The sequence below is a fragment of the Croceimicrobium sp. genome (assembly GCF_965228705.1).
Lineage (GTDB): Bacteria > Bacteroidota > Bacteroidia > Flavobacteriales > Schleiferiaceae > Croceimicrobium.
Genome location: NZ_OZ245832.1, coordinates 2550866 through 2568248 on the forward strand (window position 1 = coordinate 2550866; position 17383 = coordinate 2568248).

Here is a 17383-nt window from a genome sequence, read left to right on the forward strand (position 1 = left end):
CAGTGCTAAGACTTACTCAACAGATTCTTGCCTAAGCCTCGCTAGGACCCGCTTTGTCATTTGGTGGTCTTTTCCTTTTGTATTCGGCTCATCACTGCCATAGCAACTCCAATTGCGGCACCAACCGGAGCTAAATCATCCCTGCCTAAAAAGTGCCCAATAATCGCCAAGGGTATGGCAATAAGCAGCCCCACTAAAATGGCATACTTCAAATAAGCCCAATTATTTCCTTTGACCTTGTTCTTTACAGATTGATTTCTTTGTCGAAAGTCAAAGTTTGGATCCTTTATAAAGCTTCGGAAATTCTCGACAAAAGCATCCCAGGACTCCTCTTCAGTTTTGGTTGGCACTTGACCTATGAGACTAATAGTAAAATCGCAGTGCAAAGAATTTTCTAAGACCTCAATATTTACTTCGGTCTTCCATCTTAAAGGATTAAAAGTAAAAAAGTTTAAAAGCACCGAACCCCTCTTGAACCGCAAATGATTTGGCCTATCTCTAATCAGTTTAAAACCATAGTCCGTAAAGTATTGGACACACAAAGCTTTTACATTCCCCTGGTCCTTTAATTCTATATCTAAGTGCTTTCTCATTCAGAAGTCTTTTTTTGGTTTCTCTTAAACCTCGTGATGAAGCAAGTTTGCATGTCCTTTCATTGACAAACATGGACATGCGATCTTGTTGGAAAAAGCCTTGGTTGCATATTCTAATGGGGAGTTTTTTTCACTTAAATATTTTCGAAATGATCATTTTAAAAATTCCACCAAAAAAAGGACATAACATCCTGTAACCTCCCCTAATTTCAGACTGAGTTTAAATGTACTTTGTTTTGTTTGGAGTAGCTTGTTTTTTCATCCAAGCAAGCTTGCTTGGATGAAAATTTCGCTTCTGCCTGGTGGGGCGTAATTCCCCCAAGTGCTTCATGCGGTCTGGTGTAGTTATAATCGTCCATCCATTGTTCGGCAATATGTCTCACCTGATCAATTCCAGAGAATAGATGTGCATCCAATACATCTTGCCTAAAGGTGCGGTTAAATCGTTCGATATAGCCATTTTGCATGGGTTTTCCCGGCTGGATGTAATGAAGCTCTATTTCTTGTACTCTGCACCATTCACTAAACTCTAAGGAGGTGAACTCAGGGCCATTATCTACACGGATCTTACTCGGCTTTCCTTGTTCTTCAAAGGCTCTCTTTAAACATTGGATTACCCCAAAAGAAGGAAAGGTAAACTCGGCTTCTACAGTAACGGCTTTGCGATTAAAGTCATCAATTACATTAAGTACACGGAACCTTCTTCCATTTTCCAAGGCGTCACTCATGAAGTCCATAGACCAGGTTTGGTTAGGTCGCACCATCTGAACTAGGGGTTCTTTCACACGGGCAGGAATACGCTTCTTGGTCTTTCTACGAAGGTTTAACCCCAACTTTAGGTAGATCCTACGAACACGCTTTTTATTCCAACTATAGCCCTCTAAGCGTAAGCGCTGATAAACCTTATCCTGACCCTCACGGGGGCGTAGCACCACCATCTCAAGCAGCTTATTAATTACTTCCGTATCATCTTTAACTGATTGGTAATAAAACATGGACTTAGGCAAACGAATCACCTTACAAGCCCTGGTAATACTTATCATGTAGGTTTCCTTTAGATAAGTAGCCATGTTTTGACGATCACCAGTGCCTACCACTTTTTTGAGAGCACATCCTTGAGCATTTTGTTATCCAAGCTCACATCAGCGAACATCTGTTTAAGCTTGCGATTTTCCTCCTCCAGCTCTTTCAAGCGTTTAAGTTGCAAGGAGTCCATCCCTGCATACTTCTTGCGCCATTGATAAAAGGTGCCCTTAGATATGCCATACTCCCGGCAAATCTCGTCGGTCTTTCGGCCTGACTCATGCTGTTTAATCGCATTAACAATCTGGCTATCGGTAAATCTCGACTTCTTCATAATTACTGGTTAAATTTAAATAGTTTTAACCAGTCCGAATTTTAGGGGAGGTTACAAAGTAAACTCTCATAAACTGCACTCACTCTTTCTTCCATTATATCGACCTCCTCTAGATAAGCCTCGTTAATCTTGTAGTAAAAACCCTTATCAAAGTGAACATTCCCCACAGCATGTACACAGGAAGCATCCATGGCCGAGGATCGCGTTTTTTGCCCATGCATGATTAGAACCAAAAGCAATTGGAAGCTTAAAACTATCTGCAACTTTCTAATTGCCACTACATTGTGTCTTTTGGGTATCCGACTGTTTTCATCACCAAGTTAACACGACCTCTTGTAAGAGAAACGCTAAGTTTTGTCCAATTGTGATCCCGTTGGATCATCACAATAACTAGGGGCATTAAAGTATAAGAGCGCCCTGCAGGTATAAATCACGATAAAATTTGAAGCCCTACTTAGTGAATGGCAAAAGGGAAGTTCGTTTGTCACTTTAAATCAGCAATGATTTAACAATTGTATTTAAAGGAACTAAGCACACACAAGAACTCCCTTGAAATCAATCGAGATTATTAATTAAGAACTCTATCATTTCATTTTGATCAGATAAAAAACCTTCAAATTGGGAATGAGTTATTTCAATATCAATAAATGGTTTTTGAGCGTCCTCCGGAGAAAACTGTAAAACAAAATTGTGCCTCTCCCAGTGATAATCCCACACATGCATCAAATTAACCGAATCGTTCACAACTATAATATCGTATTCTCCGCTACCTACACAAGGCCCAAGGGTTATAGCTATTATAGAATCAGGAGCTACACGAAACTCTTTAACACCTCTCCAAGCTTCGATTTCAGCAAATTCACCTGGCAGTTGCCAAAAGCCCATTTCTTCTCTCAACTGGTTAAATTCCTTTGATGATACTATTTCTTTAGTATAGTCTATACACTCTTTTCGATCTCTTCTATTTAAATACCAGACAAAAAGTAAAAGTAAAAGGACTACCAAGCGTTTAGTACTCATTTTGAATCTTCCCATTTCTTAGCTTTTAATTCAATATACCCTTATTCTACTTTAAAATCTTCAGGACCTTAGATCCCTGCTTAAATTGCTCTAGGAACGAAACATGCTCCGATTCCCATCCCCGCGGCTATAACCCTGCAATTGGACAGTTCGTATTAAATCCTAAAATTTTTATAGTAGATAATACTTTGGAGAAATATCTTCCGAAACATTATCTCTAAGCACCACTCTATCTTCAAGCTTTTCAAGGATTTTAAATGTTTTCGTCTATTTCACTGAGCCCCATCTTCTGAAGCAAGACACTAGCTTAGCGAGGCCCTAAGGATATTTACGGAGATCAACTCCTTCTGTGTCCTTCCTTCTCTCGCACTTTGTACAGTATGATATTAAGCACAGCTGCTCTTACCGAAATATCCTCATAGTCACTCTCTTCAAAAGAATTAATATATGCCATCATAAGCGCCTTATCTTCATAGCCTTTCGAGCTTAATTCATTAAGAATTTTCGTCCTATTACTAAACACCTGTTTCATATGAACATCATTGCTGTCAAGTGCCTCGTAGGGACAATTAAACAACACATCCATCATCACTAAGCCTGAAACTATGGAGTAGTTCTCCACCTTCTCTTTTTCATCGAAGAAACTCAATCTGAGCTTTTCACTGTAAGGCCAAAATTCCTCAACCAGTGCTATATACGCTTGCTGAGTTCGAGCACTTAACAAGTGTTTGCTAATCAAATCCGATTCAAATGAACCCAGCATTGAAATGTATGATGGTTGATCGGTGTACTCAAGGGTAAGTTCGTCTGCCTTTTTTGATATACACAGTGCATTTGCCTTGTTTACATCCGAATTTTGACAACTCAATAATAACAGCATCAATGAAGCTAGTGACAACTTTAATTTCATCGTTTAAAATTAGTTTAAATAGATGAATATAGGCTAGCCGCGGTGGTATCATCCTCTATAGTCAATGCAGAGCTGCCAGAATTATAGCGATGGCTTAAGAGAGGATAATCGCCCCAATTATTACGCTAAACTGTCAAGCCCTCAGAATCAAGCAAATAATCGATAGAAAAGCCACATTATCCCTAACACTATAAACAACCCTATAAATCCATCTACTAAAGATTGATCCACCAAATACTTTTTTAAAGTCTTTTTTCTGAAAACCAAGTATTTAAATAAAGAGCCAATTGGGGCGAAAATCTTTAATATAATAGCTTCAATTAATCCATCCATTATCCCTCATTTTTCTAGTATATCATCACTTGCAGCAGGGGCTTGATTACTAATTACTTGACCTCATATCTACTATCAAAATACTGGCTAATCTAAGCATCATTGTAAGGGGCTCCATAATAGAAATTCCCATTGCCACACAACAGCCTGGCTCCTTCGCTAAAATAAGCTAAGGTTTTATTTAAGGCTCGGCCCTGCTATTCCTTAGGGATGAAGTGTAAGCAAGAGCCATACTAATTACAGATTATCTATCCGAACAGAGTCACCCCAAATCACTTCTTGATCTTCAAGCTTTCGATTAAAAATTGAGTATCTCATTGTATCAACAAAGAGACTATTAGATTCAACTTTATACAGATCGAAACCTAGCTTAATCACTACATTTTTCTCCACTTCCCGCAGATAGCACACAAAACTCAATGGTATACCTGGGGATAATTCCTGAACATAGGTGTCACTATTGCGACAACGAATCATTTCATAAAGCTCAAAATTCTGCTCATTATACCTTAGAGAATACCTATACCCATTGCATGTGGTAGTTAGAAAATAAATTGTATCCGAAGTATTATTTAAAAGAGAACATTCAACTTTAAGCAATCTCTGTGATTTATCCGCTACCCTTGTTGACTGGTAGTTAAAATCAATATCATTTGCCTGACCAGGCCGGTTCATTGATAAAACAGATAGAGCACCAAGGAAAAAATACGAAATCGCAATTACCTTTTTTAAGACAGTTTTCATTTAATTATCAATCAGTTTTATTTAAGGAAAACAGGTATTGGTGTCATCTTCTCCTTGCTCATTTTTCTTAGCTCTGGCCCCTTTATTCTCACCACCGATACACAAAACATTGCCAAATCCTTAAACATGCCAAATTAAGTTCGTGACCTTTATCGCCTCTGGTGAATTATCCTCAATCACATCCAGGAGATTGTCCCTTACTCTCAGTTCTTTTCTCTTAAATGAGAGGAAAATTCCTTTAAGCCTATTAACTGCCGCTTTAGATTTACATTCTGTATTAAATCCGAAAACTCACCAAAAAAAGCTTTAAAACTTTCTGGACTCTCTAAATAAAACTCGTTTACCCTATCACCTTCCACAATAATAATTAAGATAGAAATATCTGCGCCTAAGGAATAAATCTGACTCATATTAGGCTCGGGAATATTCAAGGAATTAATTATTCCCTTTATTGAACCAAATTCAGTCTTTGATATCGAGTAAAAATATCTTTCCCACCCCGCATATGGCATAGATGCTTCAATAAGACTATCAGCTACAATTAACTCTATCATGAAGCTTCTATTCTGAGTCTTACTTCTTGGCCGAATCTCCACCTTTTGTGCAAGCCCATTAATAGAAATAGCTAACAACACAGCTAATAACAAAAATAATCTCACCGATACTTTAATTTAAAATTTATGTGCAAGCCTTTCCTTGTGTGGCAATACTGAAAGTCTTTAAAGCTGTTAAGCTATAAAACAAATTCACCAGGTTCATTCTTTAAGTGAATTGATATCTCATTCTCAGCCCTAGCCCTATTGTTTTACCACTACGGTATTCAAACTTTTAGAGAAATAACCATGAGAGCGGCCCCTGGTATCTAAGTTCCAAACCAAAACCTGTTGAGTTCCTATTGAATCCAGTTTTAGATGAAGGCTAGATGTATCCCTGCCTTCAATCTCATAGACGCTTAATTGGTTTTGCATCAGCTGTAAACTACAATTCTCGCAGTTTAAATAAAAAACCTTTAGGCTTGATAAAGGATTCCCGCCTTTTACCTCAATTCTATCATTTCCAAACTCAATACAAATGGATTCCAAAACATTGGAATTACCAGAGTTACACCATTTCCCATTCGCCCAATTTGGCAACATGCTATTCCCCAGACTAGAGGATGAGAAAACATAGGCCACTAACAATATGCTATAATGAACTAAACTCTTCATAATCGCCACTCTTTTTTAACTAGTAATGATTGACCTTTAGAAATACCGTTCTTCAAATTAGGGTTCGTGGTGAACAAATCTTCAAGCCTGCTTTACATACCAATTACCGTCAATTTTAACCCAGCCTTGCGTCGTGTAATAATTAGCCCTTTTAAAAATTTTAGCCAGGTATGGCTCTCCAGTATCTTTAATATTAATAAATGAATTTCCTACGGAATCAATGCGCAGCTGCATTATTCTTAATTCAACAAACTTAAGGGCCAATTTCTCCAGTTCACTTGGGTTAAATTTGTCACCTTCAACAATATATTTGTCATTTCTTTCCACTATCTCACCACCTAATGGATCAATAGTTACAACATAAAAACCCGATGAAGTATCCGAATATATATTGGGAGTCAGTAAAACTATTGGATTCCGATTTACATCAAACCCCCTTATAATTACTGATACAGAATTATATTCTGTGAGATCTAAACTATAATGCTTTCGAACAAATTGTCGTTTAGTTTGAAACATGGAACAACTTGTGAATGTAAGCTTCCCCTGATCCGAACCATTAGTTAATTGACTTTTCCAAAGATAGTATTGTTTTCAACCACCCCGAGGGTACCCTCGGGGTGGTTGCGTTTGGCGTATACCCTAGGCGGTATATTTCCTAATGAATCATGAGGTTTAAAGTTGTTATAGTCATGCATCCACTTTTCTGTTTGCTCCCTTACCTGATGGATATCTTCAAAAATATATTTGTCCAGCACTCCTCGGCGGTAGCTTCCATTAAATCGCTCTATAAAAGCGTTCTGTGTGGGTTTGCCGGGTTGGATATATCTAAATTCTATTTCATGAATGACGCTCCATGATTTAGTGAGCTCAGCAATGAACTCGGGCCCATTGTCCATTCGGATCACATCGGGTTTACCCCTGCGATTGATTAAATGATTAAGCACATATACTACTCTGTTTGATGGAAGTGAGAAATCTACTTCGATATGTAGTGCTTCTCGATTGTAGTCATCAATTACCGTGAATGCACGAAACTTGCGCTTGTTTTCTAGTACATCATGTACAAAGTCCATACTCCAGGTCTGATTCGGCCTATCAGGCACCACTAACGGTTCTTTTACCCGAGCGGGTAATCGCTTCTTAACCTTTCGTCTTAAAGGTAGTTTTAAAGCCACATAAACACGATGTAGTCGTTTGTGGTTCCAAGTCTTGCCTTCATTACGTAAGCGGTGATAGGCGTTCCAAAAGCCTTCCTCAGAATGTTCTTTTGCTTTCGTCAGTAATGCTTCTTCCAGCTCACGATCATCCTTTGCTTGGGCTTGATAGTAATACACGCTTTTACTGAGGTTTAATACACGGCATGCCCTGCTAATACCGTAGCGTCTAGATATTTCCTGACCAATCTCTCTCTTACGGCAGGGCTTTAAAGCTTTTTTTCAATAATCTCTTTAGCTAGTTGATGATCTAGGGCCAGGTTCGCGTACATCTGCTTAAGCTTCCTGTTTTCCTCTTCAAGATCCTTTATACGCTTTAACTCCTTTCCACTCATGCCAGCATAACGCTCTCGCCATTTGTAAAACGTTGCGGTACTAACCCCGTACTCTCGGCTCAATTCCTGTGCACTTCTACCTTGATCAAACTCTTTCAAGACCCTGGCAATCTTCTCTGGCGAAAACTTACTCTTTCTCATAATCGACTGTTTAAAATTAATCCTATTCCTCTACTTTTAAACAGTTCGGTTTTAAGGGAAGCTTACATGAAAACCAAGCTACAAAGCAGTAAAAAAACAAATCTTCTCGATAAGTTCACGAAACTTTTTCCTTTCAGCATATCTAAAACCTTTCGAATTGAAAATTGACTGTTAGCTCCACCAAAACTCAGACTGCTTAAAACTATTTAAATTAAACCAGTAATTAGGAAGAAGTCGAGATTTACAGAACCTATAAGATGTCCAGTCTGGAGCCTCGCTTGCCACGGATCCACACTCAATCAAACACTATTCTTAGGATCATGGTAAAGGACCCCATAACAGAAGCTTCAACCACCCTATTCATAAAAGAATCATCGCTAATTCAAAGTTCTTTATAAAGGCTCCACCCTCACTCTAAAAAACTTATCCACTCTTAAGTTTACATCCCCAAACTCACCTTCTTCAATCAATTTAGGATTATCCCTAATAGTATCACAGATGTGATCAACATAGCTTTGCATTAGTGAATCACATTGAATCTCTTTTGAAACTAAATTATCAAAACAAAATACATTCAATCCCTTGTAAATCTTATAGGCCAGCACCTCGATATTCTGCACTTTCAGATCACCTCCAATTGTATCTAAATCTAATCTTAGAATCACCCTGATATCCAAGGTATCGTCAGAATACTCTTGAATTTCAAATGAATATTTTGAGGACAATAGATCTTCTTGAATCTGCGCAGAACTAGCTGTGCAGAAAAAAAATATCAAACCAATTACTATTAGATTTATCCTTTTCATTTGGCCTCTATTTACGAGCGGATAGCAGTTTTTTTTAGGGCTGCTTTCCCCCTCGCTAAACCGGAACCCAACCATCTTAGTAATACCTAAGATATTTTGTTTATCTCGAAATTTATAAACATTGATATTGTTGGATGAGAACTACCTGATAGAGCACAGTAATGAAAAAATACTCTCCAGTTTTTGGAACCTACCAAATAATATAACTATCAGTTAATGAATTTATTCGGAATTACTTTTTGTTTTTCCATGAAGGTATTGCTTATTACTAAAAGCTATATACGTCTTATTTCTTTGAGCCCACAAAACAATTTCATTGGTATGAGATGATGAGGAAAAGTTATTAGACCTTGTCATATAACTTGACAAAAACAATAATAAAGAGGGGTGATTTTGAAATTCTTTACTGAGTAAAACACCGTGACCATTCCTTTCCATCGCCTCAAAATGACATCTTAACAAGACATGCATTGCTATCGAATCGAAAGAGTTTTGGCAATTGACCATCATTTCAATCAAACCTGGTAATAAACCACCGAGCTCAATATCATAAAGTAGACTGTCAATTTCGCCGCTACTATAAATAAGTTCTTTTATCGCATCCCTTCCTCCACAATACTTCTTATCATCGATATCCTTTGCGGCCTGCGCAGGAAATGACTCATTTTCAACACAACTCACCACTAAGATATACAATCCCACTAGTATTAACCTCAAGCTCCTATGCACAGTTTAAGTCTTTATGCCTCATAAATTACACTATAAAAAAGGGCATACCAACCCCTAAAATCCAAAATAAAATGGAAAACAAAACGTCCTGTATAGCCTTATTTTGAAAGACCCCAAAGGTGTTTTCAGGCTCTCGCTTATACTTTAAAATAAAAATATAAAACATCACTTTAAACACCATCAAGGATATTAAAGGCATTTTTAAAGCATTTATCATTTTTAAGTTATCATAAGCACTATTTAGCATGAAATAGGGGAAACAAAACAGCATGATGCAATACAAAAGCAAAGTCCAAAAAACAATCCCTACTTTGCAAAGCCATTCAATTTTAAACATAAAAAGCCACGCAACACTTAAACCTAACAATATGAAAACAAAGCCCATTACCTATTAAAGGATTTACAAATACATTAAAATGCGCTACAATCATTAATCGCACCTAAAACTATTGAAATATCTCCAAACTCCTCCCCTGTTTTTATACTGTTCCAATCTAATTGCTCGACCATTATATTTAGATCCTTGCAAGTGCCATTTGTTAGGTCCTAATGCTTTTGTCCCTCTCGCATCATGTGAGTTTGCAATGAAAGGTCTTCTGGCCCCATTCCAGTTGGATCAATAAACTTCAGAGGATTATTTTCCACAAAGTTATATGGTGAAATATATGGATAATTGGACGCCAGCGGATCCACACTCAACCACACGCTAATCTTTGGATCATAATACCTGGCTACATAATAGAAGTTGCCGGTTTGCTCGCAAGCTACCGCTTTCAAAGGTGCTCGCGAGCTCCCTCCGGTCGGTTCCTCATCCCATTCCATACCGTTAAAACGGAAGGTAGAATCGCTATATGCATTTTCAGTGTGTATTTTCAAGATCAAACTTTGTATTCGAAACACAAACAGAGGATAACTCATCTGAATTACCCCCTGTGCTATCATTTATAATGGTGAGAATTTTTGACTCTCAACTGGTTACGGTTCTAATCTATCACCACCTCCTAAAGTAGCACATAACCCACACAAATACGGTTAAATAAAAAAAACACTGAAAAGAATATAAATGCTACTTCGCCTCATAATAAGGTAATTTAATATTTAAGGGTTACCGTTTAACATAAACAAACTAGCGTATATTCGCTTCAAACCACCATAAAACCAAAACACCTATTATTAGTGGAGAAAATGTATCAATGTTATTTATCACAGCACCCTCAAAATCACTGAAGGTAAGTACTAGAGTTAAAATCAAATTTAAAATCAAAATTATCACCCTAATAACCCTTTTCATCTGAGCACCCCTGCAAATTTCATCTACCTTAACATGGATAAAAATTAATATATAAAAGTAAATCAACAATAAAAAAGTACTTAGATGATTAATATGATTTAAAAAATCCGAGTTAAAGCTTTTTTTAGTGAAATAGCAAAAAAACAAAGTGTAACTTATAAAGAATAAAAAAACACTTTTATATTTATTTTTTCCATTTGCATGATCAAACATTTTTCCATGAGTTTTCATAGCTTCACACATATTATAGTGATCCATGTTCGACCATAGCACGTCCCGTCAAACTAAATCCATTAATTCTAAAATTTACCATCATTAACTCAGAAACAACCCCACATTTCTTCTGGTATTACAAGATCTTACCTAAGTGGTCTTATGCCTATACTCCTGTAAAATTTATCCAATACGAATCCAATGGTGCGGTTTTTAGTTCCATAATATACTTATCTACCCGGTAAGACATCCCAACGTTTATCGTTCAATAAAGATTTTGAGAATAAGCCGAGGGTACTTATAAAAAGACTAGGACTACTATCAGTTAAGCTGATAAAATGAATCCTGATAGATATGGAATCATTCTTCAAAGAGTTTGATTCTAGCTCAAGATAAGCTGATACGGCAAACAAGTTCGGAGAGCCTCCTTGCTCATAGGAGCGCGAATCCTCTACTGATGGCACCATTTCAATCGAGAAAGAGGACAAATTTTGGCTCTGCACAATAAAAGCAGCGAAGACTTGTCCTTTCTATAATTTCCAAATCCTAGCCCCAGACTTAATCCAATTTCAAAATACTTAGCCTTGGAAGCACCTTTTCAGGAAAGTAATCTACTCCTTCACAAACTTCAAGTTTTGACCTTGCACAGTTAAGATATACAGGCCTGGAGCGAAGTCCTTGACAAGTATCTCCACACTTTCATCCTTCAACCTTCCTTTAGCCATAAACCGTCCATTAACACTGTATATCAACCAAGGAGAACCAATAGACCCCGATATTACTATGCGATCACCAGCTGGATTGGGATAAAGCGCAGCAGGTTTAAAGTTGGGCTCTTTTAGACTTAGATCACTTTCAAATTTAAAGCCAATGGCTGCTCTTAAATTAGTGGCTACTGTATCCGTACCTGTAATTTTCCGGAAGTCTGAAAAATGCAGTCCATTATACTCGAAGCCAGCACCCGTACCCTTAATTAAATAAAGCTCTATACCACGAGGTATCGTAAAGCTAATATCAATTTCTCTGGTGGAATCTAATGGATAATAAATGGGGTAGTCGATATAGCCCTCCTCTCTTATGTTGAATGTTCGGCTAAAAAACAATCCACTTGCAAATTGTAATTCCACAACTACGGGTGCCGGGTAATTTTGGGGATTACCATTGACATTTCGAAACCCGGTTATATAGACATGCTCCAACTGTCTGGATCCTTTGGAAAGCCTAAATTTCTGAGTATACTTTCGATAATTAGCATCATTCAAGGCTATTTGACTTGCTTGACTTTCCGGGTGTCCCGCCCAAGAATTACCGCCCCAACGCTCATTGTGCGGAATAGTGAGCGTATCCGTTAAGTTCGGGCAAGAATCGGCATGCACATAAGACCATACATTATAGCTACCTGCGCCAATGATTGGGTTCTCATCTTCCACTATTCCAGGAAATGGAATTACATTATTTAACCACCATTTCTGATATAGGGAACTATCATTCTCCGTAAACTCCATTTCCATACCACCAGCAGTCAACTGTAATGGAATCCGATTCGGCATGTTGTCCAGTTTGAGATAAAGCGAATCCACATTCCCCAACCTTGGGTGACTGAGATAGACATAACCCGACTTCCGTGCACTAATATTAATGGTGGAAAGGGTAGTATCTGATTCTAAAACTTCAGTATCTAATGTCCAAAACATAGAGTCCTCCCAAAGGGAAGCCGATATGCTTAGATTTTGAGCAAAGCAAGCATATATGGTATCTTGTATCTTATTGATAAATGGTTCTGGAATTAATTCTACCTCAAATACCACTTTTTGGGCTAAGCTTCCACAGGTATCTAATCTATAATAGAATCCAAAGTGATAGGTGCCCGATCGGTAATCGAAGTCATTGAAGCCGGGCTTCCAAAACAGATTTTTATAAATAGTATCCTGAGCTCCCGAAGAGCCTAAGTTATTAATCATTGGCTGCTGAAATTGCGCTTGAAATCGCTGGTAGAACCCCGTGGTATCAGGTATTCCCCTAGATCCGCCATCTAACAATTTGAACCCCAAACTTGAATAAGCCTTAAAGTCAATAGTAAGGCTATCGCCATAAAAAATACTTCGAGAAATAGTGTCCCCATTTTGCAATGCCAGAACATTAGACCCTTCTTGAGCCCTTACACCCAAGGATGGATTTAAAGTAGAGTCTCCCCTTTGCAAATACAACATCCCCAAGCCGGTCATCCTAATCATTTTGGCTGAGTTTGTATACATATCAAAGTCCATGTTTATCGCATAAAACCCAGTGTCTGAACTTTGTCCACGTGCCCTAAAACTCAAAGTACCTCGTTTGGAATCAAAAATGTTTTGAGCATTTAAGGAGTCTTCAGTAGGATCAGGCAGTGGATTAAGCCAGGTATATCCAGGTTTATAAACCGAACCACTTCCTTGACCACCAACCGGCGATAAGTGATATTGCAGCGAATCAATTCCTATGGGCATTGAATGCACTGAATAATCCAATACGGTATTTTGATCAGTATTTGCTGATTGCTGCAAACTAACCTTCATATTTAAGGTGTTTACGGAAACCATCCTATAATTGTTGCTCCCAGGGCTCCCATAATGAACTGTGGGTATACTTATGCTGGTCCGCAATATTGGATTGCTATTATCATTTAAGTTAATCACGCTATCTACAAAACAACAAGGTGTTACAACCTCAAATACCGCATCATTAGCATCTAACCATACTCCGGCTGAACCACGATAAATGTATTCTCTCAAGCTTCCAGCAGGACACAAACTATCACCAAGTGGATGAATCAAAGTATCCACGATGTACAAATTGAATGATGATAGTGCTGATACCTGGAAAGCACTGGGAAACTGAGCCACTGATCCATCATTAAGTTGAAAAACATGGAGCTCTAGTTCAATATCTTTCCCATTATTAAAGGTGCGAGCATTCAGATAGGCTCCTGCACCGTGTGAAGCTTGTAAAGAAAAAGATATTAAAAAGAAAAAAGCAATTCGGATAAGCTCTTTTAAGCACATGGGGTTAAGGATCTTTAATTCAATAAATGGGGCAAAGCGCTCAAAAATAGCAATTCGCGTGCATTAGCATCCTATTTATTGAAGAATAGAAATTAGCTCCCCCTAACCACCTTCATGACCACCTGAGCATTCCTCAGGAATATCAAAACAAGAACTACACGTTAACCCTATTCGATGTATCCGGGAATATATTTACAAGGAGCACGCCTTAAGTGAACGAGTAAACCTTTCCACCCTTACTTCTGGTACGTACTTTGTGCATATAAGAGATAGGGCTGATGAGCCTATTTTGGTACAGAGAGTCATTAAAAAATGACCACAATTCAATAAAAAATCCCCCATTTTTACCTGAGGGATTTTTCTTTTATGAGGTTAATACTGGTGTCCTATCGTTAGCGGTCGACTCGAAGCAAGAATGCATGTCATTCCATTGACTTTACACGACATGCGATCTTGTCGGGGAAAGCCCCGAACCCCTATTCTATTGAAGAGTATCACCAAGTATATAATCCTTTAATATCAATTCTGAAAACCTAGAATCATTCAGCTTAGTACCTGAAGTCAATAAATACTCCAAGTCTGACCGGACCTCTTTCGAATCATTATTCTCTGCCACATATACAGCGTAGAACAGAAACTCATTTCTATTGTCGGATAACAAATAAATATCTCTTAGTTCAGCGTAGGCCTTCATATCTCCATCCAATATTCTTTGCTTCAAAGAATCTATCAGGTGAACATTATGATACAGTCCTAAAAATTTGGAATAGGATGTCTCAATCATATTCTCATTTTCAACAAGGTCCTTTTGCTTCTCATTATTTTCAGTGCAGCCATAGATTAATACAGAGGCGACTATAAGCATTATCTGTTTCATTTTCTGCAATGTAAATCAACCACTATTCAATAGCGAAAATTGTTTCTTGAAAAGCTTTGTGACTTCTTTATAATCTACTATTAATTACACTCTTGAACTCTCTCAAATATACAGGAGGCTACAAGTGCTTGCACCGATAGCTTTGTTCACCTCAATAAACTCCATGTTTGACACTTGAATGTTGGAACTATGGGCAAGTCTTCGTTTACCCACAATCTGATAACCCTTATCTGATTATTCCTCACTTATTGTTATTCAAAACACTTAAAAAAACAAAAGTGGACCCGTAGATCCACTTTTGAATATCATCTTCCCATTCCAATTGTTGGATTTGAAATAGTCCAGTAGATGGTTTCCTAAATCCATAAATCTGACACACTATCCAATATTTCTACAGCGTCATAATACTAGGCATTGAATAATCTTCGCAATTTAACAGCCTCCTTGATCCGTATGTCACAAAACTAGGTAACAACACTTGCTCACTATCAATTTTATCCTCTAAAAACTCTAACGCTTCATCACAATCATAGAATATCAACTTCGCAGTCTTTGGCACAATCCGATTCCTCATCATTTCGCAACTATACGACATACAGCAAATATCATTAAACCCGATAGCACTTAATCCTTTAATAGGACTGGTATTACCGAGATGGTAGAAAACCTTTAATCCAGATTCTAGCCCGAACACTGAATCAAGTTTATTGTAACTAACATCCAGTTTAAGTTCCTTTGCACTTCTTTTTTTACCAAAAACCCTAATATTATTATGAGACAAATCTAGAAACTCAATAGATGGATTATTCAAAACAAAAACACCGTTAAACTTATTATACCTAAGTGAAGCATACTTCAAATTAGAAAGTTCCGTAATAAAATCAGGCGACTTCAATTTACAATCAACAAACGTCACACTGGTTAGTGACTCCATTTTACTTAAGGATTCTATTGATTTTAACTTACAATTATAAACATTTAACTCTCTCATTTTACCCTGAGTGTTAAAATTATAATTCACCAAGTCACTCAACTTACAATCAATCAATGTAAGCACCTCAATATTAGGCGAAATTAGTTCTACGTCTAAATCCCTTAAATCAACTTGTTTAAGATAAACACTATTAATGCTCTTCTTTTTAAGGATATCAAAAAGATCATCTTTGGACCATTTTCTTCCGGTTAACCCAACATGATAGAGTTCAATATTACCCGCAACTAATATTTGAGAGTTCAACAATCTTCTAGGCCGAAAAGAGATGTTGAACACTTTCAATCCATCAGGTAAATCTTTAAAATCAAATACATCAATATGGCCAGAGTAAATTGTTAGTTCATTAATATTTGGAAATAATGCTAACACCTTAGTTGAATGAAGCTCTAAGTTATACAGTCTAAGACCAAATACTCTATTCCTATACTTATCTGCAATACTATCCAAATTTGGTGTATACCCAATAAATTCTAGGTACAAGGTATCTGACAAACTAGACGCCTTATCCAAATCTCCTTCATTTTCAATAGACCAAAAATCCTGAGCTCCCACATGTAATATGGCAAGAATAAAGGCTATTGTTAGCCATAATCTGTTTTTCATTGTCTTCCTTATTCTTGTTGTTGTTGTATAGTAATTCTTTCATATCGCCTTGGAAGCACCTCGCTATTAATTCCACCGGTGCGTCGTACAGTATTTGGCCATTTTCCACTCCTCATCAATCCATGTGTTCCTTCATGAACAAAAATTCTATTTCTAAATTCCGCACCACTTTCATTATTAACAGGTCTCGGGGATGTAGGATCGAAAGTGAAAAGCAAGTTTACATTATTAAAATTCACATTCAAATTAGGTCCATTAGGATTATTCCATGAAACAGCTTCAACTTCCCCACTCGCTACAGCGTCATTTAAACCAGCATTTTTCTGACCCCAGGATAAATCTTGAAAATTGTTCATCTGAAACATTTCTTCTGCATGCTTCTTAGCTTTATGTGTTCCTTCAAAAGTGACAATTGCAAACCTATTCCTACCATCTCTTGCTTGGCCAGTGGCATATGTCATACCTTCTACCACGCTCCAATTACCCTGTTGATCCTGCGCGACCCCCATTTTATTACTGTAATAAAATGCATATAATGCTTGAGTATCCTCCTTTAGTTCCTTCCACTTAGTTCTTCCCTGTTGGGTTAGTCGACTAGAAAAATAAGCTCTTAAAGCACCAACAAAATTTGCACCCCAATCAATCTCCATTCCGTTAGGATCAACATACATTAATGGGTTATTGGCAACAAAAACAAATGGAGAAGAAGCTGGATACTTAGAAGATTTAGGATCCACACTCAACCAAACGCTAATCTGAGGAACGTAATACCTAGCTCCATAATAGAAGTTCCCCGTCTCATCATCCCATTCCTTGCCGTTAAATCTAAAGGTACTTCCCCTACGTGCTTTTTCAATTCTCCCCAAATTCCTTTCGGGCAATGTTAGGCTAGCTCCGCTTCTATCAATATGGTCAATATTTATGCGCATGTAATTTAATGCCCTTATCTGAAATGATTTGCTATGAATTCCTGC

16 protein-coding genes and 1 pseudogene are annotated in these 17383 nt (G+C 37.5%); all 17 read right to left on the bottom strand.

Translation table 11 applies throughout. The features are described from left to right. Window positions 1-56 precede the first annotated feature (56 nt). Window positions 57-593, bottom strand: coding sequence for a hypothetical protein (locus tag ACO05P_RS11530; RefSeq protein ID WP_421751026.1), 537 nt, complete (start codon window positions 591-593; stop codon window positions 57-59). Between the two features lie 209 nt (window positions 594-802). Next, window positions 803-1663: an IS3 family transposase gene (locus ACO05P_RS11535; protein ID WP_421750711.1), complete on the bottom strand. Its 861-nt coding sequence runs from the start codon at window positions 1661-1663 to the stop codon at window positions 803-805. A 20-nt stretch (window positions 1664-1683) separates the two neighbouring features. Further along, complete coding sequence (locus ACO05P_RS11540) at window positions 1684-1950, bottom strand: transposase (protein WP_421750709.1); 267 nt, start codon at window positions 1948-1950, stop codon at window positions 1684-1686. A gap of 41 nt (window positions 1951-1991) precedes the next feature. After that, window positions 1992-2228 (bottom strand): hypothetical protein, encoded by a 237-nt coding sequence (locus ACO05P_RS11545; protein ID WP_421751028.1) that lies wholly within the window; start codon window positions 2226-2228, stop codon window positions 1992-1994. Window positions 2229-2505: 277 nt separating this feature from the next. Then, window positions 2506-2985, bottom strand: a complete 480-nt coding sequence (locus tag ACO05P_RS11550; RefSeq protein WP_421751030.1) for a hypothetical protein — start codon at window positions 2983-2985, stop codon at window positions 2506-2508. 322 nt (window positions 2986-3307) lie between these two features. After that, window positions 3308-3880, bottom strand: coding sequence for a hypothetical protein (locus tag ACO05P_RS11555; RefSeq protein ID WP_421751032.1), 573 nt, complete (start codon window positions 3878-3880; stop codon window positions 3308-3310). Between the two features lie 570 nt (window positions 3881-4450). Further along, complete coding sequence (locus ACO05P_RS11560) at window positions 4451-4957, bottom strand: hypothetical protein (RefSeq protein ID WP_421751034.1); 507 nt, start codon at window positions 4955-4957, stop codon at window positions 4451-4453. A 203-nt stretch (window positions 4958-5160) separates the two neighbouring features. After that, entirely contained in the window at window positions 5161-5616 is a 456-nt protein-coding gene (locus ACO05P_RS11565; protein ID WP_421751035.1) for a hypothetical protein, read from the bottom strand. Between the two features lie 138 nt (window positions 5617-5754). Continuing rightward, window positions 5755-6165, bottom strand: a complete 411-nt coding sequence (locus ACO05P_RS11570) for a hypothetical protein (protein ID WP_421751036.1) — start codon at window positions 6163-6165, stop codon at window positions 5755-5757. Between the two features lie 81 nt (window positions 6166-6246). Further along, entirely contained in the window at window positions 6247-6684 is a 438-nt protein-coding gene (locus ACO05P_RS11575) for a hypothetical protein (protein ID WP_421751038.1), read from the bottom strand. Window positions 6685-6794: 110 nt separating this feature from the next. Beyond that, window positions 6795-7858 (bottom strand): annotated as a pseudogene (locus ACO05P_RS11580) (IS3 family transposase); the annotation flags it as partial. A 392-nt stretch (window positions 7859-8250) separates the two neighbouring features. After that, window positions 8251-8664: a hypothetical protein gene (locus ACO05P_RS11585; protein ID WP_421751039.1), complete on the bottom strand. Its 414-nt coding sequence runs from the start codon at window positions 8662-8664 to the stop codon at window positions 8251-8253. Window positions 8665-8886: 222 nt separating this feature from the next. Continuing rightward, entirely contained in the window at window positions 8887-9360 is a 474-nt protein-coding gene (locus tag ACO05P_RS11590) for a hypothetical protein (protein ID WP_421751041.1), read from the bottom strand. Window positions 9361-9939: 579 nt separating this feature from the next. Then, window positions 9940-10269 (bottom strand): RHS repeat domain-containing protein, encoded by a 330-nt coding sequence (locus tag ACO05P_RS11595; RefSeq protein ID WP_421751043.1) that lies wholly within the window; start codon window positions 10267-10269, stop codon window positions 9940-9942. Window positions 10270-11508: 1239 nt separating this feature from the next. After that, window positions 11509-13935, bottom strand: a complete 2427-nt coding sequence (locus ACO05P_RS11600; protein WP_421751044.1) for a T9SS type A sorting domain-containing protein — start codon at window positions 13933-13935, stop codon at window positions 11509-11511. A gap of 1268 nt (window positions 13936-15203) precedes the next feature. Further along, complete coding sequence (locus ACO05P_RS11605) at window positions 15204-16409, bottom strand: hypothetical protein (protein WP_421751045.1); 1206 nt, start codon at window positions 16407-16409, stop codon at window positions 15204-15206. Between the two features lie 8 nt (window positions 16410-16417). Then, a complete protein-coding gene (locus ACO05P_RS11610; protein WP_421751046.1) occupies window positions 16418-17338 on the bottom strand; it encodes an RHS repeat-associated core domain-containing protein in 921 nt (306 codons plus the stop codon). Between the last annotated feature and the right edge of the window lie 45 nt (window positions 17339-17383).